The following is a 26,507-nucleotide window of genomic DNA, read 5'->3' as shown; positions in this document are numbered from 1 at the left end:
TTCCCAACCCCAGGGAAAGCAGGACAAGCCGGATCCGGCCGCCCCCCCTCCGGTCACGCCCGTACCCCCCGTTTCACCGCAAGATGGCGATCTTTCCGACGGGATCCTCCTGCAGGGACTGCCGGCGCCGTGGAAGGCGACGGTTCTTGATCTTCCTCCACCCGCACCGAAGGCGCACGCCGCAATCAAGAGTGCCCGGGCCGGGAAAGCGAAGGGCACGCGCAAGCCCGCGCCGGCGGAAAATGCCACAGCCGGCACGAAAGGAGCGAACCAGGGCACGGCCATCGGCAATCGCGTCCTGATCCCGGTACCACCGCATATGGGAATCGCCGCCTACCAGAGCGGCGACTCGTTCTTCATCGTCGTCGACAATGCCGAGCCGATGGATACCAGCACATTGCGGGGAGACGGGATCTTCTCGACCCTGACCGTCAACACCATGCCGGATGCCACCCTGATCCAGGTCCACCTTCCGGACACGCGGCAGCTCTACCTGTCGCAGCAGGCCGAGGGCTGGGTGCTGGGAAGCGAACCGCCACCCGGAGCCGACTATGGGGACAGGCGCGTCATCAACCCGCGGCTGGGCGACGGGGGTATCCTTTATCCGATGCGCCGGCCCGGTCGCGTCCTCTCGATCACGGACCCGACGTCGGGGGCGCGGCTTTTCGTGGGCACGTCGACAACGGACGATGGCGGTATCCTGTCCCTGCGACAGGGAGAAGGATATGACGTGTGGCCGACGAAGGAAGGTGTCGTCGTCGCGGCCCGGTCTCCGGACGTTGGCATGCGGGCGACACCCGACGGCGCCCTGCTGACCTGGTCCGACAAAGCCGTTCCCGACGGCGGGACGGCGATCTATGCCAGCGATGTCGATCTGAAATGGCTCGGCCTTCAGAACCGTCCCGACCAGGAGTTGCAGAAACGGTTTCACGATGCGACCCTCGCCGCTGCGGATTCGGATCCGGCACAGCGCTTCGCGCGCCGGCTTGACGCGGCAAGGGCTGCGTTCGGTATCGGGTCCTTCGTGGAGGCACGCGGCATCCTGACGGTCGCCCTGCAGGACGACCCGGAAGAGATATCACGGCCGGATGTCAGGTTCCTTCTCGGAGCGACCGAGCTTCTGTGCAACGATGTCGGGGACGCGTCCCTGCTGGAGGGGCCTTGGCCGGACGACCAGCAGCGCGCGACGCAGGTATGGCGCGGTCTGTACCTGACATCGGCCGGCGGCCATGACGCGGAGGCGGCTCACCTCCTCGCAAGGGATTTCACAAGGCTGAGGAATTATCCCGCCAATGTGCGGGACGTCGTCCTGCCGCTGGCCGCCGAGGAAATCGGACGCTACGGATCCCAGGACGATCTGGCTGCCCTGAACGACATGCCGGCGGACTCGCCTTACCAGCTCGCCGCCGCGTTCCGCGATTTGCGGACCGGAAAACGCGACCTTGCGTATGCGGCGTTCAAGAAGCTCGCCGATGACCGCAACCCGCTGGTTTCCGAAAAGGCGTCCGAGCAGGCGATCTCGCTCGATCTTGCCGGCGGAAACATCACGCCCGACGCGGCCGCCGATGCATTCGGCTCGATCATCCCGGATGCGCGGCTTGCCGGCCGGGAAGCCATCGTGCGCTTCCTGCAGGCCGACGCCTTCATGCAGGTGCATAAATGGACCGATGCGCTCACCGCCATCGACAAGGCCCAGGCCGCATCCTCTCCGGCAAATGAGACGATGGCCGCGCCGCTTCTTTTCCAGACCCTCGCGGGCGTGGCCAGCGCGGGCGTAAACGGAACGGACCAGAACGGCCTGCTGCATGACGCGGCCATGCTGGGCGCGCATCTGCCGGAACTGACGCCGGGTCCGAAAAAGGGCGAGATCCTGGTCGCATACGGCAAGATGCTTCTTACGCTCGGCCTGCCGGACCAGGCGGCCCAGATCCTCTCCCAGGCAATCCCGATGCTCGATTCTCCCGATATTCGGGGAATGGCTGGAGAAGAACTGGCGAGCGCCGACATCGAGAGGAAACTGCCCAAGGACGCGACGGACGCCCTGGCCAGGACAGACGACCCCACCCTTTCGGACGACATCAAGGCGTCCAGGCGGCGGATATCGGCCGAGATCGCCCTCGTCAGCGGCGATCAGTCCGCGGCGCTCTCCCTTCTCAACGGCGATATGAGCGTGGCCTCTCTCGATACGAGTGCCCACATTCACGAAGGCAAGGGCGAGTGGGCTGCGGCAGTGGCCGACGTGCGCAAGATCGCTGCGGTGCAAATTCCGCAGAAGGGTCCCCTGACCAAAGATCAGCAATCCATCGCCATTCGCCTGGCATCCGACGCGTCACGGGTAAACGACCGGCGCACGCTCGACTGGATCGCCGATCGGGTGGGAAACAGGCAGATGGACGGTGACAACGGACGCGTTTTCGCGCTGCTGGCAAAGCACGTGGACGGCGCGCTCGCGGAAAGCTCGACGCCTCCCTGAGGCCCCTCGCCGCGCCGTCCTGCTTCCCTGCCCTTTCTATATGGCCACCGCATCCAGTCCTCTCAAAAACGTTTTGGCTGCGACACGTGTCGTCCAATAACATCGTGCGTATAGTCGTCCCTGTTCGGATCAGATTGACGTACGAAATGAATTATTGAAGGTTGTTTCCACGACGAAATGGAATCAATCCAGAGGTGTTCGCTTATGACGCCCACCCAACAGCCGCATTTTTTCAATTCCCTCTCCAGGAAGCTGATCGGCACAGCCGGGCTGGCGTTCGCCGTTATTCTTTGCGGCGCGATCGCACTGTTGGCCTGGACGACCAAGACACGTGTCGAGCGCTATGTCTTTGCCCAGGCCGATGCACAGGCGCAAATAGCCGCCAACGAAGTCGCAACAAGGCTGACGGCGCAAAATTCCGCGGCGAATTTCATGAGCGGCGCCGTAGAGGCCGCACACGAGGCCGGGTTGCCCGACCGTGGCCTGATCGTCGCCATGCTGCGGATGAGCGAAAAACGGCTTCCCGATCTTTTCGGCACCTGGATGGAGGAGGCGCCGCTGGGCCTGGACGGGACCACCAACCCCCATGCGCCAGGCGACAACGCGGACGGCGTCTTCAATCCGTACTGGATGAGAGGAAGCGACGGCAAGCTCACGTTCTCAGCGCTGCCGGCCCATTATTCGCAGACATGGTATACGCTTCCGATGTCCCAGGGCCGCGGCATCATCACCGAGCCCTATGTCGATGAGGGCAGCGGGATCGAGATGGTCTCGTTTGCCTATCCTGTCAAATTTGACGGCAAATCAGTCGGCGTCACCGGAATCGACGCGCCGCTGGACCGGCTTTCCCGAATGCTGGCGACCATGAGACCATTCGGCAGCGGTCATGTCATGCTGGTTTCCGGCAGCGGCACCTGGGTGACCAACCCGGATGCGCATCTTCTGATGACGGCCTACGCGGGAGAAGGCGCCAGGGAACTCGCGGCCGCCATCGCGGACGGTCGGTCGCGTATCCTGCACAAGATCCACGGTGGAACCATCGAACGCGTCATCTATCCATTTGCCATACCGGATCTGAAAACGACCTGGGCCATCATCGTCGATGTCCCCGAAGACGTCCTGGAAGCACCGGTCCGGCAGGATCTGCAGGTGATGATCATCGGTGGGCTGATCACGGTCCTTCTTGTGCTGGGAACGCTCTACTTCATGGTTACCGTGCTGGTGCGCCGCCCGATGGAATCCCTGCTGGCGTCTGTCGAGACACTCAGCCAGGGGGATTACGCCCGCCCCGTAACGGGCCGGCAGCGGCACGATGAAACCGGCACCATCGCGACTGCCCTGGACGGCTTCCGCCTTGCCCTGGCCGACGGCCGGCGCAACGAAGAGGCCGCGACAGCGGAACGACGCAAGGCCGAACGGCTTCGTGCCGAGACCCAGGCTGCCCAGGCCGCCAAGGCTGCCGAATTGAACAAGGTCGTCACGAAACTGGGACACGGGCTGGAACGCCTCTCCTCGGGGGACCTGCTCTTTCGCCTGGATGAACGTTTCGCCCCCGAATACGAGACGCTTCGCGGCGATTTCAACACCGCGATGGACAAGCTTCAGGAGACCATATCGGCGATAGCGTCCGCGGCAGGCGGTGTGACATCCGATTCCACGCAGATCGCCACGGCCACCGAGGATCTGTCCCGCCGGACCGAACAGCAGGCCGCCAGCCTGGAGGAGACCACCGCTGCCCTGCACGAAATCACCGTGACGGTCCGCAAGACCGCGCAGGGCGCCTCCAATGCGGACACCCTGGTCAGCAGCGCCTCAACCGATGCGGCGCATTCCGGCGCGGTCGTGAAGGAAACCGTGGCCGCCATGAACGGGATTCAACACGCGGCGAGTGAAATCCGCCATATTCTCGGGCTGATCGACGAAATCGCATTCCAGACCAATCTTCTGGCGGTCAGCGCCGCGGTCGAGGCCGCCCGGGCGGGCCAGGCCGGCCGAAGCTTCACGGTCGTCGCCACCGAAGTGCGGGCCCTGTCCGACCGGTCGGCCGAAGCCGCCAGACAGATCAAGGACCTGATCGCCACGTCGGACGAGCAGATCGATCGCGGCGTGAAGCTGGTCGGCGAAACCGGCAAGGCACTGGAGCGCATCATCGGCCAGGTGGGACGGTTGAGCGAATTCGTCTCCAGGATCTCGTCAGCGGCGCAAGAGCAGGCAACGGGACTGAACCAGGTCAATATCGCGATGGGTCAGATGGATCGGGTGACACAGCAAAACGCGGCGATGTCGGAACAGTCGCGGGCAGCGTCCCATTCCCTGAAGCAGGAGGCCGGAACATTGGCCCGCCTCGTCGGGGAATTCCAGATCGACGAATTGAAGACGCCTCGTCGGGCAACGCGCCCGGGCATCAGGACTGCGGAGCTTGCAGGGTCCATACGGAACGACTGAGGGGCCTCGCCCCTGCACGTTGCGTTCCCCAAAAACGAAAAATCCAGGGCTCTGCCCTGGACCCGCCAAACGCCGCTGGCCTTTGGAAACCCTCTGAAGGCTACTCGACTTCATGCCCGGCCCGCGCTCCCGCGCGGGCCGGGCATGGTCATCAGCCCTGCTTCATCGAGATGGTGGCCTGGAGCAGGTCATCAGCAGTCGTGACGACCTTGGTATTGGCCGAGTACGCTTCCTGATCCACGATCAGGGCGGACAGATCGCTGGTCAGGTCGGTCGTCGAGGATTCGACATAGCCGACTTCCAGCGTTCCCGTTCCATTCGACCCGACGGTGCCCGTCTGCGCCGCGCCGGATGCCGCCGTGGCGGTATAAGCCTGGCCGGTGACCGCATTCAGGCCATCGACATTGGCAAACGTGCTGAGCGCGACCTTGCCGATCAACTGCGTGTCGCCGTTGCTGAACTCGGCCATGACGGAGCCGTCGCTCTCGATTTCGGCCCCCTCGTAGGTGCCGCTGGTCACGCTGTCGCTGGTCAGCGCCGTATTGGTGGTCAGCGCGGTCGTGGACAAAGAGGCCGCGCTGGCATCCAGGGTGTAGGCCTTACCGTTAACTGTCGCGCTCAGGCTGGACAGCGTGGTCGTCGCGCCAGTCGTCGTATCAGTAACCGTTTGCGCCGTGCCATTGGAATTGAAAACGACGCTGTAGGTATCTGAACTGACGTCGGAACCACCATACGGATCGACCAACGAAACCGACCACGTCGAAGGATTGGCAGATGTCTGGCTCCACACGGCCGACACGGGCACGCTGTTGACGTCCGTCGGCGCCGTCATATAGCTCTGCCCCGATCCGGTGGTCGTACCCAGCGTGGTCGTCGCCATCGAGAGCGCTGTCCCTGACGCCGACAGGCTGGTCACCCCACTCGCGCTTGCCGTACCGCTGGACGCCGCCATCGTCGTGCCGCTGGTTCCGCCAATCGTGCCGAGATCAAGACGGATCGTCTGCGCAACGCCATTGGAGGTCAGCGTAATGGTCGGATCAACCGAGGCACCGCTGGACGTCGAAGACGTATAACTGGAGCCATCGCTGGTGCCCGTGACGGAAGCCAGATCACCGCTGCTGTCAAACGTCACCTCAAAACTGTTCGAGGCAACCTTGCCGGTGCCGCCGGCATCATAGGCGCTGACCGTCCAGACCAGAGGGTTGGTCGAACTCTGGGTCCAGGTCAGTGCGACCTTGGAGGCGTTGCCATCGGCATCATACGTCGTGACCGGAGATGTCGAATACGACTGGGCTGTATACGAGGTCGAATCACTCGGGATCGTGCCCACGGCGGCGGATTGCGTAATGGTCGTCGTTTCCGTCGGGCGGAAGGAGACGTTGGCGACGTTGATCTGGGTCAGGGTGTTTCCCAGGGAACCATTGCTGTCAGCCATGTAGCCGTCAAGGTAATAGCCGGTCGTGTTGACCAGGTAGCCCTCGTTGTTCTCATAAAACTCGCCGTTTCGTGTGTAGTACTGCGTATTCTCGAACTGCGTCGTGCCGGACGTCGCCTGGCCTGTCTCCTCGGACACGTCGAAGAGCCCGTTTCCGTTGATGGCCATGGCCAGGGTATCGGTGCTGGCCGAGGCCGTCCCCTGTGCGCCGACATTCTGCACGTCGACGGCAGCCACCGAATCCGAAATATCGCTGGACGCCGTGCTCGACGTCAGCGATCCGGCCACGAAATCCTGGAAGGACGTCGATTCGGCCTTGTAGCCGACGGTCTGGCTGTTGGCGATGTTGTTACTGAGGTTCGTGAAGGCCGTCGACTGCGCGTCGATCCCGCTGACAGCCGTCGAAAGGGCGTTGAAAACTGACATAAGCCATCCTCGTTCTGTGCGCGCTGTTACCGTCCGAAGGCAATGCTCCATGAACGCCGATGGAATGGCCTATGCCCTCACTATGGCTTGAGTAGCATGCACCTCGCGAAACGCAAGGTTTTCCTTCGCCTCAGGCAGGCAGCAGGCCGTCAAGAACGGGGCAACAGGCCATGGCCTTTCTATGGAGCGCGCGCACCGGGAGTCTTGAGCTTCATGACATAGGCGATGATCGCCGCGACGGGCTGGAAATATTCCGACGGGATTTCGGAATCCAGTGGAAGCGCATGGAGCGCGCGGGCCAGCGGTGGGTTCGCGACCACGGGGACCTTTGCATCCTCCGCGGCATGGCGGATGCGCGCCGCGAGTTCGTCGGTTCCGCTGGCCACTATCTTCGGAGCACTGTCCGCCCCGCTTTCGTAGGACAGCGCCACGGCGTAATGCGTCGGGTTCGTGATGACGACCGTGGCGGTCTTGACCGCCTGGAGCATGCGCCGCCGGGCACGCCGGCGGCGCATCTGCTTGAGCCGCCCCTTCACCTTCGGATCGCCCTCGGTCTGGCGGAACTCGTCCTTGATGTCCTGGAAACTCATGCGCAGCCCGACGATCCGGTGATAGCGCGTCCAGAGGTCGTCGAGGATGGCTATGACGCACTGCACGAGCAGGACGACCAGCACGGCATACGCGAACCACGAGGAAAGTTCCGAGACGAGACGGAGCATGGACCACCGCTCGGCCTCGGGCGCCACATGCAGCGTCCCCTTCGCCACGGCGTAGAGAACGACCCCGAACACGACGAACTTCGTCAGGCTCTTGAGCATCTCCACCACGTTGGTCATGCCGAACATGCGCTGGAGGCCGCGCATGGGCGAAAGACGCGTGATATCCGGAAGAATGGCCTGCGGACGATACAGGAACCCCGTCTGGAGCATTCCGCAGGCGATGGTCACCACGAAACCGGTAAACACAAGCGGGGCCGCCAGCAGCACCCCTTCCAGGGCCGTCTGGACCGCGATCCGGTAAATCGACGTCATGTCCGTCGGGATGCTGTCGAAATGTTCCATGGTGCCACCCACATGGGCGACGAACCTGCGCGCCGAGTCTGCGGTCGCCATGGTAAAGACCAGCAGAAACCCGCCAAGTATCGCAAGCATCAGCAATTCGCGCGACTGGGCGACGTTTCCCTCTTCCCGCGCGGTCTCCAGCCTTTTCCCGGTAGGGTCCTGGCTCTTCTCGCCACCGCCCGATCCTTCCGCCATGTGCGTGCGTGCCCTAAATCAATGCGGTTTCAGTGGTGCGGCGGACTGCCGCCGGTGCCAGGCAGAGCCACGAGCAGATCGGCCACCCTTTCCTGCCAGACGCCCGTCATCACCTGGATCAGCATGGCCAGGAGAATGACCCCACCCAGCAACTGTGCCGGCATGGCGATGGAATAGACCTGGATCGATGGAAGAAGCCGGTTCAACACGCCCAGCATGGCTGGCCACAAGGTCCCGATCAGGACGAACGGCGCGGCCAGTTGCAGCGCCAGCGCGAATGTCTGCGACGTGGCTTCCGTGACGCTCCTGGCCATGTCGCCGACCATGGGCATATGGCCCGGCGGGAACAGGCTGTACGACCCCGTGATCGCAGCCAGCGGCAAGGCATAAAGGCCCGTTGAAAGGAAAATGACGGGGATCAGCATCGATGCCATGTGGCTGATCGCGGTACTCGACGCGCCAAGTTCGGAATCCGGCTGGAGCACACTGGCCAGGCCGGTAAAAACGGCAACGACCTGCATGGCGATACTGATCGCCATGGTCACCAGCCGCGCCAGCCATCCGATGAAGACCCCGCACAGCAATTCGCCGACGACCACCGCGATCGCCACGGACGGCATGCGCAACGCCGTCCCGGATACCTCCACGAGCCGATCCTGGACCACCGGCAGGATGGCGACGGTGGCGGAGACCGCGATCCCGGCCCTGACGCGCATCGGGGACGTCGTCTCGCCCAGGCCGGGAGCCGCCATGACCAGGGCGCTGACACGGCACAGGACGACGAGGAACATGGTGGCGAGAACTGGCAACGATCCGCCAGGAAAGGACGGATCGCCCGTCATTCCGGCGCGGCGATCATCCGTGCGCGGCCGCCTGTCACGAACCGCCGACCATGACCATCTGGTCGAAAATGACGTGAGCGTATGTATTCAGCGTGGAATACATGAACGACCCGGTCAGCAGAAGAGCGGCCATGGCCGCGACGAACTTCGGCACAAAGGACAGCGTCGCTTCGTTCACCTGCGTCATGGCCTGGAACAACGAAACGAGCACGCCGGCGCACAGGGACGCCAGCAGGGATGGAGCCCCCATCTTCACGGCGACAATCAGCGTCTGGCGCAGGATATCGTGAATGTCGACCGTATGATGCATAAACGGGCTTAGATCGTCATCTGCATGACGTTCTGGTAGGCTTGGACGACACGGTCGCGGACCGCCGTAACGGTCTGCAGGGTCAGCTTCGCTTCCTCGACCGAGGTCGCGATGTCCGTCAGGTTCCCCTTCCCGGACAGCCCGACCGCGGTTTGCGCTTCGGCCGTCTTTCCCGTCTTGATGGCGCCCTTGATCGCGCTGTTCAGCGCATCGCTGAAACCGGTCACGACGTCGGAGGACTGCGCGTTGGGGTCGGCGTCCTGCGTGTCGGCGGACGCCTGCATCGTTTTCTGAGTCAGCCCGTAGGCGTTGACCGCATCGAGACTGCGTGTGGCGATGTCACTGATCATGATGTCCGCGCCCTTCCCTGCCGACCTCTCCAAGAGGCCGGAAGCGCGCTCCTGCCAATTGCCTAGGTTGGGAATAACCCAGCCATGCACTGATCACAAGGCCAGTCTCCTTATACCATGCATCGAAATGCCGCCTCGTCATCGAATGGCAACACCGGCGCCATCCGGACCGGCGGGCTTTTCCATGAAAGCCTTAAAAAAGACCATGCAGCTAACCTTCTCTTTACCATTTTCGGCTCTACTGGCGTTGGAAGAGCGCGCGTCTAGCCCGACTCGACATGGAGAAAAAACATGAGCCTTTCCATCAACACCAATACGTCGGAGATGATCGCGCTCCAGACCCTGGACGCCACGCAGACGTCGCTGAGCAACACGGAAAACGCCGTCTCCACCGGCAAGTCGGTTGCGACCGCCGCCGACGGCCCGGCCGCCTTCGGCATCGCCCAGCAGATGAGCGGCAACATCGCCGGCCAGACCGCCGTGAACAGCGGCCTGTCCTTTGCCGCCCAGGTCGTCAGCGGGACCTCCGACGCCGCCAACCAGATCATCACCCTGCTCCAGAGCGTTCAGCACGCCGTCACCAACCTTGGCAACGATTCGGGCTCGCCGACCTCGCTGGGCCAGGACGCGACCGAAATCACAGGCTATCTGGCTCAGATCGACACCATCGCCCGGAACGCGACCTTCAATGGCGTGAACCTGCTGGCCGGCTCGACCACGGATGGCAGCGGCATCACCAGCCAGACCCTGAACTACGTGACGGGCCTGCAGGGCGACACGCAGTCCGTTTCGGGCTTCAACTCCATGATCTCGAAAGACATGAGCGGCGCCACGAGCACGGGCACGGCTAGCCTCTCGCTGTCGGAAGCGCTGGGTCTGGCGGTCGGCGGCTCGGCCGGCGGCAACGCGACCGCGAACGTTTTTGTTTCGTTCAACCCCACCAGCGGCACGGGCGCCTTCACCGGCACCTTCGGCAACTCTGCCGGCATCGCTTCCACCGGCGTCGCCATGATGATCACGCAGGTTCAGGACGCCATCACCGCGATGACGAACGTCACCTCGACGCTCGGCAATGCCTCGAACCTGATCGCCAGCATGACCACGTATGGCACGACCGTTTCTGACGACCTGACGGCGGGCGTCGGTGCGCTGACGGATGCCAACATGGCCGCCGAGAGCGCGCAGCTCACCTCGCTGCAGACCAAGCAGTCCCTGGCGATCAAGTCCCTGACGATCGCGAACGGCCAGTCCCAGAACATTCTGCAGCTGTTCCAGTAATCGTCTTCCGATTACGGTATTACGCAGAAAGTGCCCCCGGCTTCGGCCGGGGGTATTTTTTTTGTCCTGCCGTAAGGCGACGGCGAACGAGAGATGTGACAGGACGTCAACGCACTGCCAGGCCCCGCAAAAGCCCGGCCCTCCTTCAGAAGCATCACTGTCCTTGCTGATCGGGTATTATCGCGCCTGCCAGCCTGATCGCACGGCAAGCAATGCTTCCTCCCGGCCCCGGATTGCCGACCCGGCCGCCGTCCGCGGATTGCGGTACCGAGGCTTTCCTACTTTATGAGGTTGATGGTGCGCGTCGCCATCGAACGGGAGATCTGCATGGTGTTCAGATTGGCCTCGTACGAATGCTGTGCTTCGTGCGTGTCCATGATCTCGACCATCGAATTCACATTCGGCATCTTCACGTAGCCATTGGCATCCGCCGCCGGGTGTGACGGGTCGTACTTCGTCTGGAAGGGCGTATTATCCTGCCCGATCCCTTTGACCTTCACGCTGGAGACGCCGGAAGCCTGGTCCAGCGTCGCCTGGAACGTAATGGTCTTGCGACGATAGGGATCGGCACCGCGGGTCGAGCCCGTCGTGTCCTTGTTGGCAAGGTTTTCAGCCGCGACCCGCAGCCGCTCTTCCTGCGCGCGCATCCCGGCGGCGGATACCCCTATGGTGTCCGAGAAATCCATGGTTGCCTCCCGCCTACGAAGTCGATCCGCCCGTGCCCAGGGCGGTCGAGTACATCGACATATACAGGCTGTACACGTTCGTCGCGAAACGCTGCTGGTCGCTTGTATCGGCTACCTTTTCAAGTTCCGCCTCAAGACTGACCTCATTCTTGTCAGCGGAGGCGGAGCCACCGGTCCGATGCGTCCTGGCACTGCCGCCCTGGCCAGCCATGTGACCCGGTTCGGTCTGGGCCAGCGTCATGCCCATCTGTTCCTGCAGGACGCCCTGGAATGGGGTCATGTCCTTCGGTACGTAGCCAGGTGTGTTTGCATTGGCCACGTTGCCCGCGAGGACGGATTCACGGGCCTCAAGCCAGTGCAGCCGATCCTTGGCCAGCCCCAGCAGATCCGTCCCGCCATTGGCTGATGCGGCCTGGGACAATGCTTCCAGCATACGACATCACTTCCATTTCTTTCCGTGGTGGCACCACGGCCTGAACAGCATTCAATAGTCCAGTAGACTAGATAGCCATACTTGCCCCGGCCGCACAAGGCCGTTTCCGGAAGACCATTCCAAAAACGTCACGACAGGCGAGCGACGCCACAGCCCACGCTCACCAATATCCGCCGATCACATGCCGCGGTTGGTCGCCGCCCGGGTCGGCGTTCGACGACCACGCGCTCCAGTCCCAAAGGGCGGTATCACGCCGGTTCTCGGCCACCATCGCCTCGAGATCCTGCTGGACCGATGCCGCCTTGCGCCCTTTTCCGGCCGGCGCCGCCCCCCGCGACGTCCTGTAGGCGGCTTCCGAGCCCATATAGACGCAGCCGCAACCGATCGGATCGGCATAAAGATAGATCGGCCCCATCGAGGAGGGGCGGTATGTCAACTGACCCGGCGGAAGCGTGTTCATCATGGCATAGCGCGCCGTCGTGTCCGCCGGATGAGCGACGAAACCAGCCTGCGACAACGCCATTCCCTCGTTCAGGTATGGCCGCGCCGGTGTCGAACATCCGGCAGCGCCAGCACAGAGCAGCATGCCCGCAACCAGCGCGCCAAAGGGACGCGGCCTCATCGCGGCCTGACCGCCGGAACGACTGCTTTCGCCCACCTGGCTATCCTCCGTCCCAATCATGATCGGGCCCGGAACCCGATCACCCGTGTCAGGCATCGAAACCGACCGCTTCGTCGTCGGTCAGGCACAACGGCGGAAAGCTGATATAGGATTTCATCTCCGCGTAATGGCGATTCATCAGGGTATCGATACCGGTCGCCGGAAGGATACGGCCACCAAGGCAGGCATGGGGAACCTTCACCGTCGTCAGCGGAAGACAGCGCTTGATCATCTTCCTGGCGCCGGCCGGCGAGATCGCATAGCCGCAGGTTCCGAACGTCTGCGTCAGCCTGAACGGAAGGGTCGTCACATCCATCATCCCGAACGCATCGATGCCCTCTCTGACGGATGTCTGAGGGACGATCGTGAAGCACTGCGTAATCCCCGGCAGAAGCTCGAACAGGGCCATGCCGCGATGGTTGCTGCCCCACAGGATGATTTCCCAATCCACCGGCAGGTCGGCGATGACCCGCGCGCTTTCCTGCTCGAAATTGCGGCAGAGATAGGTATCGTCCTCGAAAATATGGGCGGGGACGCCGCTTTCCGCGACGTTCCCCCAGAACGCGACATGGGCAAGCCCGGCCCCGATCGCCGCACGCGTGAACTCACACGCATCCGATACCAGACCCATCTCCCTCATCGCTTCGATATCCACCGTCTCTCCATCGACACCAGGGGAGCGTTCGAACCCCGGCACATGGGCGTTGGCGGCCAGGAACCGCTCGGCCCGCTCCGGAGTCCGGTCGAGGCTGATGAAGAATTTACGCATGTAGGATTCCTGCCATGAAGATACGCGCCGCGCCGCCGTAGGCACATGCGGGGATGACGGGCCGGACGATGATCCCCGCCGCGTCGTTGATTGGGTATGACGTCAGACGTCGCTGCGCAATCTCAGCGCCCCCGAGGCGATCGTATCCGCCCCATAATGACCTGAAGAGACATATCCCGCGGATGACGCCTGGGCCGCGTCCACGATCAGTCTGATCACCGCATTCTGGGCGTCGATAGCGTTTTTCAGAAGCTTGCGATTGGCGCGCACCAGGATGCCGAACCGCCTTGCCGCTTCTTCCAGATCCGGGGTGGCCAGCGCACGCTTCTGCTCGGCAGCGCCCTCATTGGCAGACAATGCGTCTTCAAGCGCCGCCATCTCCTTCTGCTTCATCGGAAGCATGGCCGCCACGTCTTTCAGTTTCCCGGCGGCCAGAAGGTCATTCTCCTTTTCCAGCGCGGCACACACCCGCTGAAAGCGATGCAGGAGACGCGCGCCCGATCCAGCCCGGGAGAAAATCATGACTGGGCCTTTTCCTGCATGGCCAGCATCTGCCGATAAACGCTGTCAGCCAGGCCGATCCCACCGGAATTGGCGATCTGCTTGCCCATTTCCGACACCTGGAGCGACCGGAACTGCGATTCCGCCGCCCCCCCCCCGAACATGTCGTTCGAGGTATCGACGGTGTCGAACATCGGCTGGATCAGTTCGCCGATGGTCAATCCCTCGAATTCGACGGCGGCCTTGTGCGCCTGTTCCGCCGTGCGGGTGTCCTTGGCGGACGGCGCGGGCGACAATTGCTGCTGGACGGAGGACAGCGAGGCCGCGATGCTTCCGATGCTCATGTTCCCTACCTTACCTCCAGATCCGCCTGCAGGGCGCCATCGGCCTTGATGGCCTGCAGGATACTGATCATGTCCCGTGGCCCCATGCCCAGTGCATTCATGCCGCCCACGAGGCTGGCAAGGGTCGGGCCCTCGCGCAATATCCCGAGACGATGCGTACTGTCGGTGCTGGCGGTGATCTGCGTTCGCGGCACGACCGCGGTCTGCCCGTTCGTGAAGGGGGCCGCCGGGACGGCCTGCGGCGTCTCCGTGATCTGGATGGTCAGGTTGCCCTGGGCGATCGCCACCGTGGTGATACGCACGTTGTCGCCCATCACGATCGTGCCGCTGGCCTCGTCCACCACGACCTTGGCCATGGTATCAGGTTCGATGAGGAGGTCGCCGATCCGGTAAAGCGTCTGCGACGGATCGCGCCCCGTCAGGTTGACCGCGACCGTCCGGGGATCATCGACCCGGGCGATGCCCCGGCCGATATGACTGTTGATGGCATCGGCGATCCGTGTCGCCGTCGTGAAGTTGGGATTGTACAAGGAAAGCCGGATGAAGCCCTTTTCCCCGAGCATCACCGGAACCTCACGCTCGACCACGCCACCGTTGGCGATATGGCCGCTGGTCGGGATATTCCGCGTGACGTTGGCAGCCTGGCCGGTCGCGGTGAAGGCATTCGTCACCAGCGAGCCCTGGGCCACGGCATAGACCTCGCCATCGGCGGCCTGGAGCGGTGTCACGAGCAGGGTGCCGCCGGTCAGAGCGCGGGCATCGCCCACAGCGGAAACGGTGACATCGATATGTCCGCCGCCATGCGAAAAAGGCGGCAGTGTGGCCGTGACCATCACGGCGGCCACGTCGTGCGTCTGCAACTGGATTTCCCGGTCGCGAATATTCACGCCCAGCCGGTTCAGCATGCTGATCAGCGTCTCTCGCGTGAAGATCGTGTTGGTCAGGCGATCGCCGCTCCCGTTCAGACCGACGACGAGACCGTAGCCGACGAGCTGGTTGTCCCGCACGCCTTCGTAATCGACGATATCCTTGATCCTGACCTGCTCGCCCCGGGCTGACGACATCGGGGCCATTCCGGTTGCCAAAAGAGCCACCGCGGCCAGCAGGATACTCCAGCGCGACAGTCCGCCTCGATATCCGACAGTCGCCTTGAGGCGATTCCTCATAGAACTGGTCACCCTTGCGTTTCAGCCCATGACTTTCCGAGGACAGGCCACAGCTTCGCGGCAAGGATACGCGCCCACGCCATGACATTCAATGGCCATGGCCATCCTCTGTTCCATGCCGGGACGGATCGCCGGCAAAAAAACATTCATGGTTGCGCGGAATTTGGATATGGAGATCGGAATGGACGCCATGCCGATCCCTTGCCTGCGTCGCCGGTCCCGCATGGCTCTTATCACGACTGCCATTCTGGTCCATCCGGTATGGAACGCTTCTGCCCGCTCGCCGCAGGCTTCGCTGTGCGTGGAGGCGACGACACAGGCCGAGCGGGCACTGCATATCCCCGATGGATTCCTTGCCGCGATGAGCCGGGTCGAAAGCGGAAGGCCGGAACCGGACGGCATGATCTCCGCGTGGCCCTGGACCATCACCGTCAACGGGGTCGGGCATTACTACATGACCCGCGAAGACGCCATCGCCGCCGTCCAGATGTTCCGCCAGCAGGGAAACCCGTCGATCGATGTCGGCTGCATGCAGGTCAACCTCCAGCAGCATCCGGACGCTTTTTCCACCCTGGATCAGGCTTTCGATCCTGTTCGCAACGCGCGCTACGCCGCCACCTTTCTCCTGAAATTGCACGACAAGATGGGCAGTTGGCCCCGGGCGGCGGCGGCCTATCATTCGCAGACGCCCGGCATCGGCACGCCCTATCAATGGAAGGTGCTGGAGGCATGGGCTGTTCCGCAGGACGGGCGCGACCCGCAGATATCGCCCCGAAAGGACGCCCGGGCCGCGCCCTATTTCGCGGCACAGACCTTCCCCCGTCCGCTTGTCCCCGCCTTGGCGCCGCACCAGCCCGTCATGGCGGCGGCACCGGCCGGAATGACGACGACGCCGGTCAGGGCGTTCCATCCCTTCGTCGGCAACAGGAATTTTGCCCCACCGTCTCCGAACAGGCCGGTCACGAAAGGCACGCAGGGACGGACGCTGGCCTCATACCGCGCAGCCCCCGTGGCCCTGGTCGCGCCGCGGCGGCTGGCGCCACAGCCGGGTTAGCACCCTGCGTTCCAGGCGGTCACCCAATCCCGCAGGGCCGCGCCGACTTCACGCAGGACGGGGGCGAGGGATCTTTCCCGCGCACGGAACAGGCGCATGGTGGGGTACCATGCCGATGTGTCTCCATCGTCCCCCCACCGCCAGCAGGCATCCCGCCGGCTGACAAGCCACACCGGACGCCCGAGCGCACCAGCCAGGTGAGCCGGCGACGTATCGACACAGATAAACAGGTCGAGATTTTCCAGGATGGCGGCGGTATCGGCCATGTCGCGGACGCCGTCCATCGGGTCGAACAGCATCTGGCCATCCCATGTCCCGATTTCCCCGCGCGGAGGACCCAACTGGAGATTGACCAGCGTGGCCGCAACGGGGCTGAGGGCCGCCCCCATCGCCGCGAGCGTTGTAGACCGGCGTTCGTCGGTCGCGGCCAGGTCGGGCCTTGCCCGCCGCTCGCCGGCCCATACCAGGCCGATACGGGGACGCCCGGTGGGAAATTCAGCGGCAAAGGTCGCAACGTCGCCGGGATCGGCCCGTAGATAGGGAATGCGCGCGGGAATGTCGCTTTCGGACGCCATGCCGACGATAAAAGGCAAGTCGGGGATCGGGGCGGCATAGCTGTAGCCGTCTTCCGCATCCAGCTTCGATCGTGTCGTGACGACGGACACACCGGGAAACGACAGGGTCAGGAGACGCACGAGGGATTCCGGGATGACGATCGTCACCTCCGCCCCCTTTTCCAGCAGACAGGGAACGAACCGGATGAACTGGATCGTGTCTCCCAGTCCCTGCTCCTGATAGAGGATGACTTTCTTTCCGGCCACGTCGTCGCCAAGGCGCAGGCGAGGCAGCGACATGAACCACATCACACTGCTGGTCGCCGGAGCCCGCTCGGCATAGCGCGCCCACCCTTCCCGGAAATTCCCCGCCTTGAGCAGCGTCGTCGCGTATCCGAAGGCGAGGATCGGGTTCTCCGGGGCCAGCGCGCAGGCCCTCTCGTACCACGAAATAGCCTCGGGGGAGCGACCAAGGCGGTCGAGCGCGCAGGCCATGTTGTTTACCAGCGCAACGTTTGTTTCTCCGTCCTTGAGGCCGAGGGAAACGATCTGCATCGCCTCGGCGGGATATCCCGTATTCAGGAACGATGCGGAGATGTGCTCGCACAGCATGACATGCTCGTCAGGATAGCGGGCCATCATCCGGGAAAAGAGCGCACATCCTCCAGCGAGATCGCCGCCCGCCACCAGGGCGCCCCCAAGGCTGAGTTGCGCCAGCATATGGTCCGGCTCCAGGCGGAGCACACGCCGTAGCAGCGTCGCCACGACGTCATGCCTGGCCGTATGCTTCGACATCAGCGCCGCTGCCGCCAGGGTCAGGGCCGCATCGTCCGGATGGCGGGACACGACCTCCAGGGCCAGGCGCGCGGCGTCCCTGCCCTGCCCCCGCGAGAAAAAGGTTTCGCATACCTGGGTCAGTTTTCAGGCGTCGGGGATTGCAGTACCCCACCCATCCAGACATTCAGGTCCAGCGGCGGCATCGTCCCGTTTCCACCTGATGGCAGATCGCGACGGGCAGGATCGATCATGCTCCCTTGCCCGGTTGCCAGTCCTTCACCCACTCACGCAGGGCTTCCCCGACTTCGCGCAGAACGGGGCCGAAGGTCCTCTCCTGCGCGCGGAATACACGCATGGTCGGATACCACGCCGACGTATCCCCCTCCGCTCCCCATCGCCAGCAGGCATCCCACCGGCTGATCAGCCATGTCGGACGGCCGAGTCCGCCGGCCAGGTGGAGCGGCGAGGTATCGACGGAGATGAACAGGTCCAGACTTTCCATGATGGCGGCGGTGTCGGCCATGTCGCGGACGCCGCCCATCGGGTCGAATACGGGCTGGCCGTGCCATGCCGCGATCTCGGCGTGTGGAACCCCGAACTGGATGTTCACCAGGGTGGCATCCACCGGAGTCAGGGCCTCCCCCAGCATGGCCAGCGTCGTGGAACGACGCCTGTCGGCCGCGGCCAGTTCAGGCCTTCCACGCCGCTCGCCGGCCCACACCAGGCCGATACGGGGACGCCGGGAGGGAAGTTCGGCGGCGAATTTCGCGATATCGCCGGCATCGGCCCGAAAATAGGGAATATTCGCAGGGATATCGCTTTCCGACATCACGCCGCCGATAAAGGGCAGGTCCGGGATCGGAGCGGCATAGCTGTAGCCATCCTCCACCTCCCTGCCGAATTCTTCAATCAACCTGACGGATGCGCCCGGGAACGACTGTGTCAGAAGACGCAGAAGAGCCTTCGGGACCACGATCGTCACGTCCGCCCCCTTCGCCTGAAGATAAGGGACAAAGCGGATGAAGTGGAGAGTGTCTCCCAGGCCCTGCTCCTGATAGAGGATGATTTTCTTTCCGGACACGTCGTCGCCATGACGCAGGCGGGGCAGCGACATGAACCACCATGTCACGCTATTGGTCAGGGGAACCCGCTCGGCATAGCGCGCCCATCCTTCCCGGAAATTCCCCGCCTTGAGCAAGCTGAGCGAATACCCGAAGGCGGCGGTCGCATTCCCCGGATCCATCGCCAGGGCCCGCTTGTACCATGAGACGGCCTCGGCGGGGCGGCCCATCCGATCAAGGATGCATGCCATATTGTTCAGAAGCGAGAAACTCGGTTCGCCCTCCTGGAGCCATGCGGTCAAAATCCCCAGCGCCTCGAAAGGATATCCCGCGTCCACCAGCGAAAAGGAAATATGCTCGCATAGGCCGATGCGCTCTCCAGGATAGCGGGCCATCATGTCTGCAAAAAGAGCGCATCCTCCGGCAACATCGCCACCTGCCACAAGGGCGTCCGCAAGGATGGTCTGGGCCCCGACGCTGTCCGGCTCCAGCTTCAGCGCGCGCCGGGCGAGCGTCGCCACGACGTCGTACAGGGCGGTATGCCGCGCGAGCAAGGTCGCCGCGACCAGGGTCAGGATCACGTTGTCCGGGTGCCTGGCCACCACCTCAAGAGCCAGGCGAACGGCGTCGAGGACCTCCCCCTTCAGGAAAAGGTCGCTGACCATGGTGGTGACATTTTCCGCCGTCGGCGACTGCAGCACAGTGTCTTTCGAGAGGTCGGCATCCAGGGACTGCGTCGCATCGCCTTCACATGACGACACTGTTTCTATTTGCTGCATCCTGATCCTCTGCCGCTTCCGTCGCGCGCCCTGCCAGCCCGCGGGATCATTCCCGCGCGTTCCCGCATGGCCAGTCATCATGAAGCGATTATGGCCATAAGATTCGAGACAATGGAACGCCTGTCGCCGTCATTTTCCGGCCTTGCCCGGGACCCGCGATAACGGTAGTTTCCGGCCCTGAAGTCACAGCCCGGTGACCGGGACGAATGGCCGGGCAGGCCGCTGGCCATGTGCCTTGCGGAAGGGCAGTGGCTCATCCCCACACGAAAGGAAACACGGCTCTTGGATACCGCCGGTGGCAGCGAAATCAAGAAGCCGGGCGGCGGCAGACTGGCCGAAATAACGGCCGCAGCGCGACAGAAGATTTCATCTGCCTCCCGCAACGTGACCCTTTCGGCCGAGACGCTGCGAAGCGGGGGATGGCGGGCAACCTCATGGCGTTCCCTGGTTCCCGGCACGGACGTTGGCCTCGCCCTGGGCGTGGTCGTCCTGCTGGCCATCCTGATCATTCCGCTTCCGACCTTCATCCTCGACATGGGTCTTTCGCTGTCGATCACGTCGTCCGTGCTGGTCCTGATGGTGGCGCTGTTCCTCGAGCGCACGCTCGACTTCACGTCGTTTCCCACCCTGCTCCTGCTGACGACCCTGCTGCGCCTGTCGCTCGAAATCGCGACCACGCGCCTGATCCTCAGCCATGGCAGCGAGGGCACCTACGCCGCCGGACATGTGGTGGCCGCCTTCGGCGGGTTCCTGATGGGGGGCGACCTTTTCATCGGCGGGATCGTGTTCTGCATCCTGCTGGTCGTGAACTTCATGGTCATCACGAAGGGTTCGGGACGCATCGCCGAAGTGGCGGCCCGGTTCTTCCTGGACTCGATGCCCGGCAAGCAGATGGCGATCGATGCCGACCTCTCGTCCGGGGCGATCAACGAACGGACCGCGCGCGCGAAACGCAAGGAACTGGAAGACGAGAGCGCCTTCTACGGCGCGATGGACGGCGCCGCCAAGTTCGTTCGGGGAGACGCGATCGCCGGCCTGATCATCACGGCGATCAACATCGTCGGCGGCCTGGCCATCGGTATCCTGCGGCATGACATGCCCCTGAGCGAGGCCGCCAGCACCTTTACCACGCTGACGGTCGGTGACGGGCTGGTCTCGCAAATCCCCGCCCTGCTGGTGTCGACCGCCGCCGGTATCGTCGTCACCAAGGGGGGCTCCGACGGATCGACCGACGTCACGCTGGTCCGGCAGTTGGGCGGCAATCCTAAACCGCTGGCCGTCGCCGGCGGGCTGTCGGCCCTCTTCGCCATCATGCCCGGTCTGCCCGCCCTTCCCTTCCTCGTCATCGCCGTCGGGGCCGGCATCGGGGCGTGGATGCGCCACAAGACCCCCGTCAAGGATGGGGACGGAGACGTCACCCAGATCTCGCCCCAGCCGACGGCGCCGCCGATTTCCGAGATGCTCAAGCTGGACCTGCTGCGCCTGGAACTCGGCTTCGGCCTCCTGCCCCTGACGAGCGGCGAGAATCCGCAACTGACCGAACAGATCAAGGCGCTGCGCCGGACGGTTGCCACCGAACTGGGATTCATCACCCCGCCCGTGCGGATACAGGACAACATCCTGCTTCCGTCGGATAATTACGTCATCAAGCTCAAGGAAATCGAAATCGGATCCGGCGAGGTCAAGCCGGGGAAACTGATGGCCATGAGTCCGTCCGGCGGCGCGCCGGACCTTCCTGGCGACCGGACGACGGAGCCGGCATTCGGCCTTCCCGCCGTATGGATCGACCCCTCGCTCAAGCCCAAGGCGGTCGCCATGAAATGCACCATCGTGGACCCGGCCAGCGTCATCGTCACGCATCTCAGCGAGGCGGTGAGGCAGAACTTGCCCGACCTGCTGACCTATGTCGCCACCCAGACATTGCTGGACGACCTTCCGCGTGAGCAGCAGAAGCTGGTCAACGACCTGATTCCGTCGCAGGTGCCGTTAAGCACGATCCAGCGTGTCCTGCAGTCGCTCCTGGCCGAGCGCGTCTCGATCCGCGATCTTCCGACCATCCTCGAGAGCATCCAGGAAGGATGCAGCCTTGGCCTCCGTGGCGTGCAGGCCCTGACCGGCCACGTGCGGGTTCGCCTTTCCCGGCAGATCTGCAACGCGCTGGTTGGCGGGGCCGGATACATTCCCATGATTACCCTGTCAGCGGAATGGGAGGCCGAATTCATGGCCCATATCACCGGACAGGCCGACGATCGGCGGCTGGCCATGCCGCCTTCCATGCTGAACAAATTCGTCGGAAAACTGCGCGAGGTCTTCAATACGGTCTCGGCGAGCGGAGAGATCCCCGTCGTGGTCGTTTCCACCCCGGTCAGGGATTCCATGCGTTCGATCGTGGAACGCGTGCGCCCATCGGTTTCGGTCCTCTCGCAATCCGAGATATATCCGCGCTCTCGCATCAAGACGGTCGCGACAATCACCTGAGGGCGTTACCGTCTCCCACACAGGACCAACAGCATACAAAAAAGCCCGGGCAGAACCCGGGCTTTTTTCGTCGAATGGTTATTGCCAGGAAGGCTTCAGCAGCGGAGGACCCTGGTCACGTTGATGCTGCGCGGAGTTCCCTGCCCACCAGGTAGCGGACGCTCCGGCATCCGCCGCCTGCTCCGGCGTGCCGTCACTTCCCAGGGAAACATGGGGAGGGCGGAAACTCCGCACACCGGCCAGGTATTGCGAGACAAGGTTCACACGCTCCGGCGTCATGTTCCCCATGATGGCCGAAACCTTTCGGGGGTTCATCTTGTTCGCGACGGATACCAGCACGTGGATATCCATGATGTTGAAGACAGCGGCGGCCGCCTTTGCAGGCATTTCCTCGTATATTTTCACCAGCCTGTCGGTTTCGGCCGACATGGTCTCCTGATGGGCCGCCTGCTTTTCGGCAAGCGACGCCATGGACATGTCGAGTTCGTGCATTCTCTCGTCAAGCGCGACCCTGGCCGCTTCGAGAACGTGCTTCTGCTCGTCCAGGTCCCGCTGCTCACTGTCAAAACTGGATCGGCGCGCCAGGATGTCCTTGACCAGGCCGGCCTCTGCCTTGCTGACATCGGGGTCGGTGTCGCTGCCCTGCGCAGCCGCCGCCTTTTCCATCCCGACGCAGGATATATCCTTCGGGCAGTCTCCTTCGGACACGGCGACCTTCTGCACGGTGGCAGGCGCAGCCGTCTGAGTGGCCTCGCCTTCATGCCCGCCGGGCTGAATAAGGGACACCCATCCCTCGGCCGTCTTGCGGGCTGCCGCCACATCCCCGGACACTGTGCCGGACACTTTGGCAGACATGGACCGGGCATCGCCGACGATCGACTCGGTATATGTCCCTTCCGCCGCCTTGGCCTGGCCCATGAGGGTCTGCCCGGACGTTTCCGTGCCGTCATCTCTCAGGTATTCGGCAAGGGAATGCATGTTCATGGCCAGGAGAAGTGTCATCAGGCTCGACGAAATATGCACAAGTTTCCCGAACGACAGACGGGGTATCAGCATTTCAACCTAGTCCACTAGCAGTTTTTCTGGCGGGCGTAGCAAGTAATGTCTCAGAAAGAAGTCAAACACTTTTCCTGTCGGACCAGGCCGATGCCGCTTTTGTTTCAGCGGCCCGGCTTATTCGCCCCTATGGATCGACTGCCGTCTCCTTCGCCTTGTCTAGCCATGCTATAGCCTTTCGCCCGGCTTTCTGAAACCTTTTTCCATCCGGCTGCATCGTTGCCGTCATAATCCAGCCGCATCCGTGTGCTCGCCGTTCCGCCGCGCCTTGGCGGACAGCATGTCCCGAAAGGCGTGGAAGATTTTCTGCATCTGGGGAATTTTATAAGGAAACAGCGCGGGATCGTCAGCCGCATGGATCACCAGCGCATTCGACAATTCGAAAACCAGCAGATCTCCATCCCGGGTTTCCGCGCAGTCAAATCCAACATAGTCGAGTCCGATGCGTTCATGAATCGCGGCCATGGCACGACCGTGCCGAACCGCGAAATCATCATCGAAACGTGCCATCCGGGACGCTTCTTCCGCCCGCCGGGCCGGATCGGCCTTCATTTCCTTGTAGGGATAATGGACGACCCAATGTTCGGAAATTCCCATGTGGGCCAGAAAAGGATGCCCGTCGATCAGGACCACGCGGAATTTGCGAAACAGACCGTCAGCCGAGGCGTAATCGATAAAGTTGGAAACAAAGAACCGTTCGGCGTCGGCTTGCCGCAGATACACGGCAATATCCTCAGCCGCCTCGATCCGGCTGAGCTGGATACCGCCATGGGCGCCCTGGGGACGGACGATGATCGGAAAGCGGAGGTCGCCCCACTGGTGCGGCAGCGAGACCGCGCCAGTCGCAAGTTGCTCCAGCGCGGCACGATCGATGCGGTAGGTCGGGGTCATGCACAGTCCCGGCACGTCGTGAAGCACGTCGAACGCCTCGGCACGGGACAGGTGGGGAACATTTTGCGGCCGGTTGAGAACGGACCGTGGCCAGTCCTTCAGGTAGACGGCGAGTTGGGCGAGCGTCGCCCTGTGGGAATCCGCCTCGCCAATGGCCACGAAGACGAGGTCGTGGGGCGGCAGGCGCGCCGGCCATTCAAGGCCAGGCCCCACATACAGCACGTCGATCGTCATCCCCGCGTTTTCGAGGATGCATTCCAGCGGCGTGTTCGCCGTCAGGTCACCCGGCGTCTTGATGACCAGCAGATGGAGTGCCTGGTCACCGCCGCTGGCAATGCGGAACACCTGCCGCAGTTTCAGCGCCTCGCCCAGGATGGCCAGGCCGCTTTCCTTCTGGAAACGCAACTGATGGATCAAGGCCAGGTCGAGCAGCGCGTAGGCATCGGCCTCGCGTTCGGCGCGCGCGATCAATCCCGGCACATGACGAGCAATGTCCACTTCCTGCAAGGCCGTCCGAAACAGTTCCGCCAGCCCCAGCAATGGGGGCGCAGCCCCCTGCTCTTCGCTATCGGAAAGCACCAGCGCGCCGGCGGCGCCGGGGGATGTGTCAAGCAGGGACATTCAGGAAATCAACCTTCGCGGTTCGCACAGTATTTTCGATTGCGGCCGTATAGCGGGGCCTGTGCCTAGCACAGCAAAAACCCCACAGCCTGTTTGGGCGGTGGGGGGTTCCAAGTCAATATGGTTGCGGGGACAGGATTTGAACCTGTGACCTTCAGGTTATGAGCCTGACGAGCTACCGGGCTGCTCCACCCCGCGCTGGTGTGGTGTGTGTGTTGTGAGGGGTGGACTGGAAGACCTGGCGGCGACCGACTTTCCCGCGTCTTGAGACGCAGTATCATAGGCGCTGGGGCATTTCACGGCCGAGTTCGGGATGGGATCGGGTGGGTCTATCCCCGCCATGGCCACCAGGTCGTCCAGTCCACCCTGTGGGGTGTTATTGGGCGTGTGAGGTTGGTGCGGTGAGAGGTGAGTGTGTTGTGTGGATGATTGCTGTGCATGTGTGTTGCCTGCTGGGCAGGCGGTGTGAGTGAGCCTGTTGGGCGATTAGGACCAGTTAGCTGCACGCATTGCTGCGCTTTCACATCTGGCCTATCGACGTGATGGTCTATCACGGCCCTCGGGGAGACCTGGTTTTGAGGTGGGTTTCTCGCTTAGATGCTTTCAGCGATTATCCCGTCCAGACTTAGCTACCCGGCTGTGCCGCTGGCGCGACAACCGGTGCACCAGAGGTCTGTTCATCCCGGTCCTCTCGTACTAGGGACAAATCCTCTCAAGTCTCCAACACCCACGGCAGATAGGGACCGAACTGTCTCACGACGTTCTAAACCCAGCTCACGTACCACTTTAATCGGCGAACAGCCGAACCCTTGGGACCTGCTCCAGCCCCAGGATGTGATGAGCCGACATCGAGGTGCCAAACCTCCCCGTCGATGTGGACTCTTGGGGGAGATCAGCCTGTTATCCCTAGAGTACCTTTTATCCGTTGAGCGATGGCCCTTCCACGCGGGACCACCGGATCACTATGGCCGACTTTCGTCTCTGATCGAGCTGTCACTCTCACAGTCAGGCGGGCTTATGCCATTGCACTCAACAGTCGATGTCCGACCGACCTGAGCCCACCATCGCGCGCCTCCGTTACACTTTGGGAGGCGACCGCCCCAGTCAAACTGCCCACCATGCAGGGTCCCGGACCAGGCTTACTGGTCTCGGTTAGACATCAGAAACAGTCAGGGTGGTATTTCAAGGATGGCTCCACCGGAACTGGCGCCCCGGGTTCAAAGCCTCCCACCTATCCTACACAGAATGTCTCTGATGCCACTGCAAAGCTGCAGTAAAGGTTCATAGGGTCTTTCCGTCTGACCGCGGGTACCCCGCATCTTCACGGGGAATTCAATTTCGCTGAGCCGATGCTGGAGACAGCGGGGAAGTCGTTACGCCATTCGTGCAGGTCGGAACTTACCCGACAAGGAATTTCGCTACCTTAGGACCGTTATAGTTACGGCCGCCGTTTACCGGGGCTTCAATTCAGTGCTTGCACACCTCCTCTTAACCTTCCGGCACCGGGCAGGCGTCAGGCCGTATACGTCGTCTCTCGACTTCGCACAGCCCTGTGTTTTTACTAAACAGTCGCTACCCCCTGGTCTGTGCCACCCACCGATGGTTGCCCAACGATGGGTCTCGCTTATCCCGAAGTTACGCGAGTAATTTGCCTAGTTCCTTCAGCATCGTTCTCTCAAGCGCCTTGGTATGCTCTACCAGTCCACCTGTGTCGGTTTCGGGTACGGTCTATATGCCAGAGCTATTTCCTGGAATGCGCCAAAAGCCGGATCAATCCGTTAAGACCCGACAACATATTGCATTCGTCACTTCTGGCAGGCCCGGGAATATTCACCCGGTTTCCATCGACTACGGCTTTCGC

21 protein-coding genes, 1 tRNA gene and 2 rRNA genes (1 of these 24 only partly in view) are annotated in these 26,507 nt (G+C 62.9%); 5 read left to right on the top strand and 19 right to left on the bottom strand.

All coding sequences use genetic code 11. The features are described from left to right. Positions 1–730 precede the first annotated feature (730 nt). Together GDI_RS07880 and GDI_RS07875 are read left to right on the top strand one after the other, a co-directional pair. Entirely contained in the window at positions 731–2,473 is a 1,743-nt protein-coding gene (locus GDI_RS07880) for a hypothetical protein (RefSeq protein WP_162098032.1), read from the top strand. A 204-nt stretch (positions 2,474–2,677) separates the two neighbouring features. Continuing rightward, positions 2,678–4,918: a methyl-accepting chemotaxis protein gene (locus tag GDI_RS07875; protein ID WP_012225093.1), complete on the top strand. Its 2,241-nt coding sequence runs from the start codon at positions 2,678–2,680 to the stop codon at positions 4,916–4,918. Between the two features lie 151 nt (positions 4,919–5,069). On the opposite strand, the gene GDI_RS07870 is transcribed toward GDI_RS07875, so the two are convergent. From GDI_RS07870 to GDI_RS07850, 5 genes are all read right to left on the bottom strand, one after another. Then, positions 5,070–6,779 carry a flagellar hook-basal body complex protein gene (locus GDI_RS07870; RefSeq protein ID WP_012225091.1) on the bottom strand — a complete coding sequence of 570 codons (1,710 nt, stop codon included), beginning with the start codon at positions 6,777–6,779 and terminating at the stop codon, positions 5,070–5,072. A gap of 179 nt (positions 6,780–6,958) precedes the next feature. After that, on the bottom strand, positions 6,959–8,035 hold the full coding sequence (locus tag GDI_RS07865; RefSeq protein WP_012225089.1) for an EscU/YscU/HrcU family type III secretion system export apparatus switch protein: 1,077 nt from the start codon (positions 8,033–8,035) through the stop codon (positions 6,959–6,961). Between the two features lie 29 nt (positions 8,036–8,064). Beyond that, positions 8,065–8,877 carry a flagellar biosynthetic protein FliR gene (locus GDI_RS07860; protein WP_012225087.1) on the bottom strand — a complete coding sequence of 271 codons (813 nt, stop codon included), beginning with the start codon at positions 8,875–8,877 and terminating at the stop codon, positions 8,065–8,067. 34 nt (positions 8,878–8,911) lie between these two features. Continuing rightward, the gene (locus GDI_RS07855; protein ID WP_012225085.1) at positions 8,912–9,187 is read right to left on the bottom strand and encodes a flagellar biosynthetic protein FliQ; all 276 of its coding nucleotides are present in this window, start codon (positions 9,185–9,187) and stop codon (positions 8,912–8,914) included. 8 nt (positions 9,188–9,195) lie between these two features. Then, positions 9,196–9,537: a flagellar hook-basal body complex protein FliE gene (locus GDI_RS07850; protein WP_012225082.1), complete on the bottom strand. Its 342-nt coding sequence runs from the start codon at positions 9,535–9,537 to the stop codon at positions 9,196–9,198. A gap of 291 nt (positions 9,538–9,828) precedes the next feature. Here GDI_RS07850 and GDI_RS07845 point away from each other — a divergent pair, with 291 nt between their 5' ends. Continuing rightward, complete coding sequence (locus GDI_RS07845; protein ID WP_012225079.1) at positions 9,829–10,815, top strand: flagellin; 987 nt, start codon at positions 9,829–9,831, stop codon at positions 10,813–10,815. Positions 10,816–11,093: 278 nt separating this feature from the next. On the opposite strand, the gene flgC is transcribed toward GDI_RS07845, so the two are convergent. The 7 genes from flgC to GDI_RS07810 form a co-directional block, all read right to left on the bottom strand. Beyond that, the gene (gene flgC / locus GDI_RS07840; RefSeq protein ID WP_012225078.1) at positions 11,094–11,501 is read right to left on the bottom strand and encodes a flagellar basal body rod protein FlgC; all 408 of its coding nucleotides are present in this window, start codon (positions 11,499–11,501) and stop codon (positions 11,094–11,096) included. Between the two features lie 13 nt (positions 11,502–11,514). Next, complete coding sequence (locus tag GDI_RS07835; RefSeq protein ID WP_012225077.1) at positions 11,515–11,934, bottom strand: flagellar basal body rod protein FlgB; 420 nt, start codon at positions 11,932–11,934, stop codon at positions 11,515–11,517. 160 nt (positions 11,935–12,094) lie between these two features. After that, the gene (locus GDI_RS07830) at positions 12,095–12,592 is read right to left on the bottom strand and encodes a hypothetical protein (protein ID WP_157871012.1); all 498 of its coding nucleotides are present in this window, start codon (positions 12,590–12,592) and stop codon (positions 12,095–12,097) included. A gap of 52 nt (positions 12,593–12,644) precedes the next feature. Beyond that, complete coding sequence (locus tag GDI_RS07825) at positions 12,645–13,364, bottom strand: glycosyltransferase family 25 protein (protein ID WP_012225075.1); 720 nt, start codon at positions 13,362–13,364, stop codon at positions 12,645–12,647. A gap of 102 nt (positions 13,365–13,466) precedes the next feature. Beyond that, entirely contained in the window at positions 13,467–13,886 is a 420-nt protein-coding gene (locus tag GDI_RS07820) for a hypothetical protein (RefSeq protein WP_012225074.1), read from the bottom strand. Continuing rightward, complete coding sequence (locus GDI_RS07815; protein ID WP_012225073.1) at positions 13,883–14,209, bottom strand: rod-binding protein; 327 nt, start codon at positions 14,207–14,209, stop codon at positions 13,883–13,885. Before GDI_RS07815 ends, GDI_RS07820 begins: the two co-directional genes overlap by 4 nt. Before the next feature lie 5 nt (positions 14,210–14,214). Next, positions 14,215–15,282, bottom strand: coding sequence for a flagellar basal body P-ring protein FlgI (locus GDI_RS07810; protein ID WP_231854308.1), 1,068 nt, complete (start codon positions 15,280–15,282; stop codon positions 14,215–14,217). A gap of 316 nt (positions 15,283–15,598) precedes the next feature. Here GDI_RS07810 and GDI_RS07805 point away from each other — a divergent pair, with 316 nt between their 5' ends. Beyond that, positions 15,599–16,429, top strand: a complete 831-nt coding sequence (locus tag GDI_RS07805) for a transglycosylase SLT domain-containing protein (protein ID WP_231854260.1) — start codon at positions 15,599–15,601, stop codon at positions 16,427–16,429. Here GDI_RS07805 and GDI_RS18600 read toward each other — a convergent pair. Both GDI_RS18600 and GDI_RS07795 read right to left on the bottom strand, forming a co-directional pair. Next, on the bottom strand, positions 16,426–17,829 hold the full coding sequence (locus GDI_RS18600) for a tetratricopeptide repeat protein (RefSeq protein WP_231854258.1): 1,404 nt from the start codon (positions 17,827–17,829) through the stop codon (positions 16,426–16,428). The genes GDI_RS07805 and GDI_RS18600 overlap by 4 nt on opposite strands. Before the next feature lie 178 nt (positions 17,830–18,007). After that, positions 18,008–19,681, bottom strand: coding sequence for a tetratricopeptide repeat protein (locus tag GDI_RS07795; protein WP_231854257.1), 1,674 nt, complete (start codon positions 19,679–19,681; stop codon positions 18,008–18,010). Between the two features lie 147 nt (positions 19,682–19,828). On the opposite strand from GDI_RS07795, the gene flhA reads away from it, so the two are divergent. After that, positions 19,829–22,078, top strand: coding sequence for a flagellar biosynthesis protein FlhA (gene flhA / locus GDI_RS07790; RefSeq protein WP_012225068.1), 2,250 nt, complete (start codon positions 19,829–19,831; stop codon positions 22,076–22,078). Between the two features lie 78 nt (positions 22,079–22,156). On the opposite strand, the gene GDI_RS07785 is transcribed toward flhA, so the two are convergent. The 5 genes from GDI_RS07785 to GDI_RS07765 form a co-directional block, all read right to left on the bottom strand. After that, entirely contained in the window at positions 22,157–23,134 is a 978-nt protein-coding gene (locus tag GDI_RS07785; RefSeq protein WP_012225067.1) for a MotE family protein, read from the bottom strand. Positions 23,135–23,359: 225 nt separating this feature from the next. After that, complete coding sequence (locus tag GDI_RS07780; RefSeq protein WP_012225066.1) at positions 23,360–24,646, bottom strand: ATP-grasp domain-containing protein; 1,287 nt, start codon at positions 24,644–24,646, stop codon at positions 23,360–23,362. A 121-nt stretch (positions 24,647–24,767) separates the two neighbouring features. Then, a tRNA-Met gene (locus tag GDI_RS07775) sits at positions 24,768–24,844 on the bottom strand. A gap of 38 nt (positions 24,845–24,882) precedes the next feature. Then, positions 24,883–24,998, bottom strand: a 5S ribosomal RNA gene (gene rrf / locus GDI_RS07770). 113 nt (positions 24,999–25,111) lie between these two features. Continuing rightward, positions 25,112–26,507, bottom strand: a 23S ribosomal RNA gene (locus tag GDI_RS07765) (it continues 1,345 nt past the right edge of the window).

Origin of the sequence: Gluconacetobacter diazotrophicus PA1 5 (assembly GCF_000067045.1) — a bacterium.
Lineage (GTDB): Bacteria > Pseudomonadota > Alphaproteobacteria > Acetobacterales > Acetobacteraceae > Gluconacetobacter > Gluconacetobacter diazotrophicus.
This window is presented reverse-complemented; position numbering and strand designations above follow the sequence as displayed.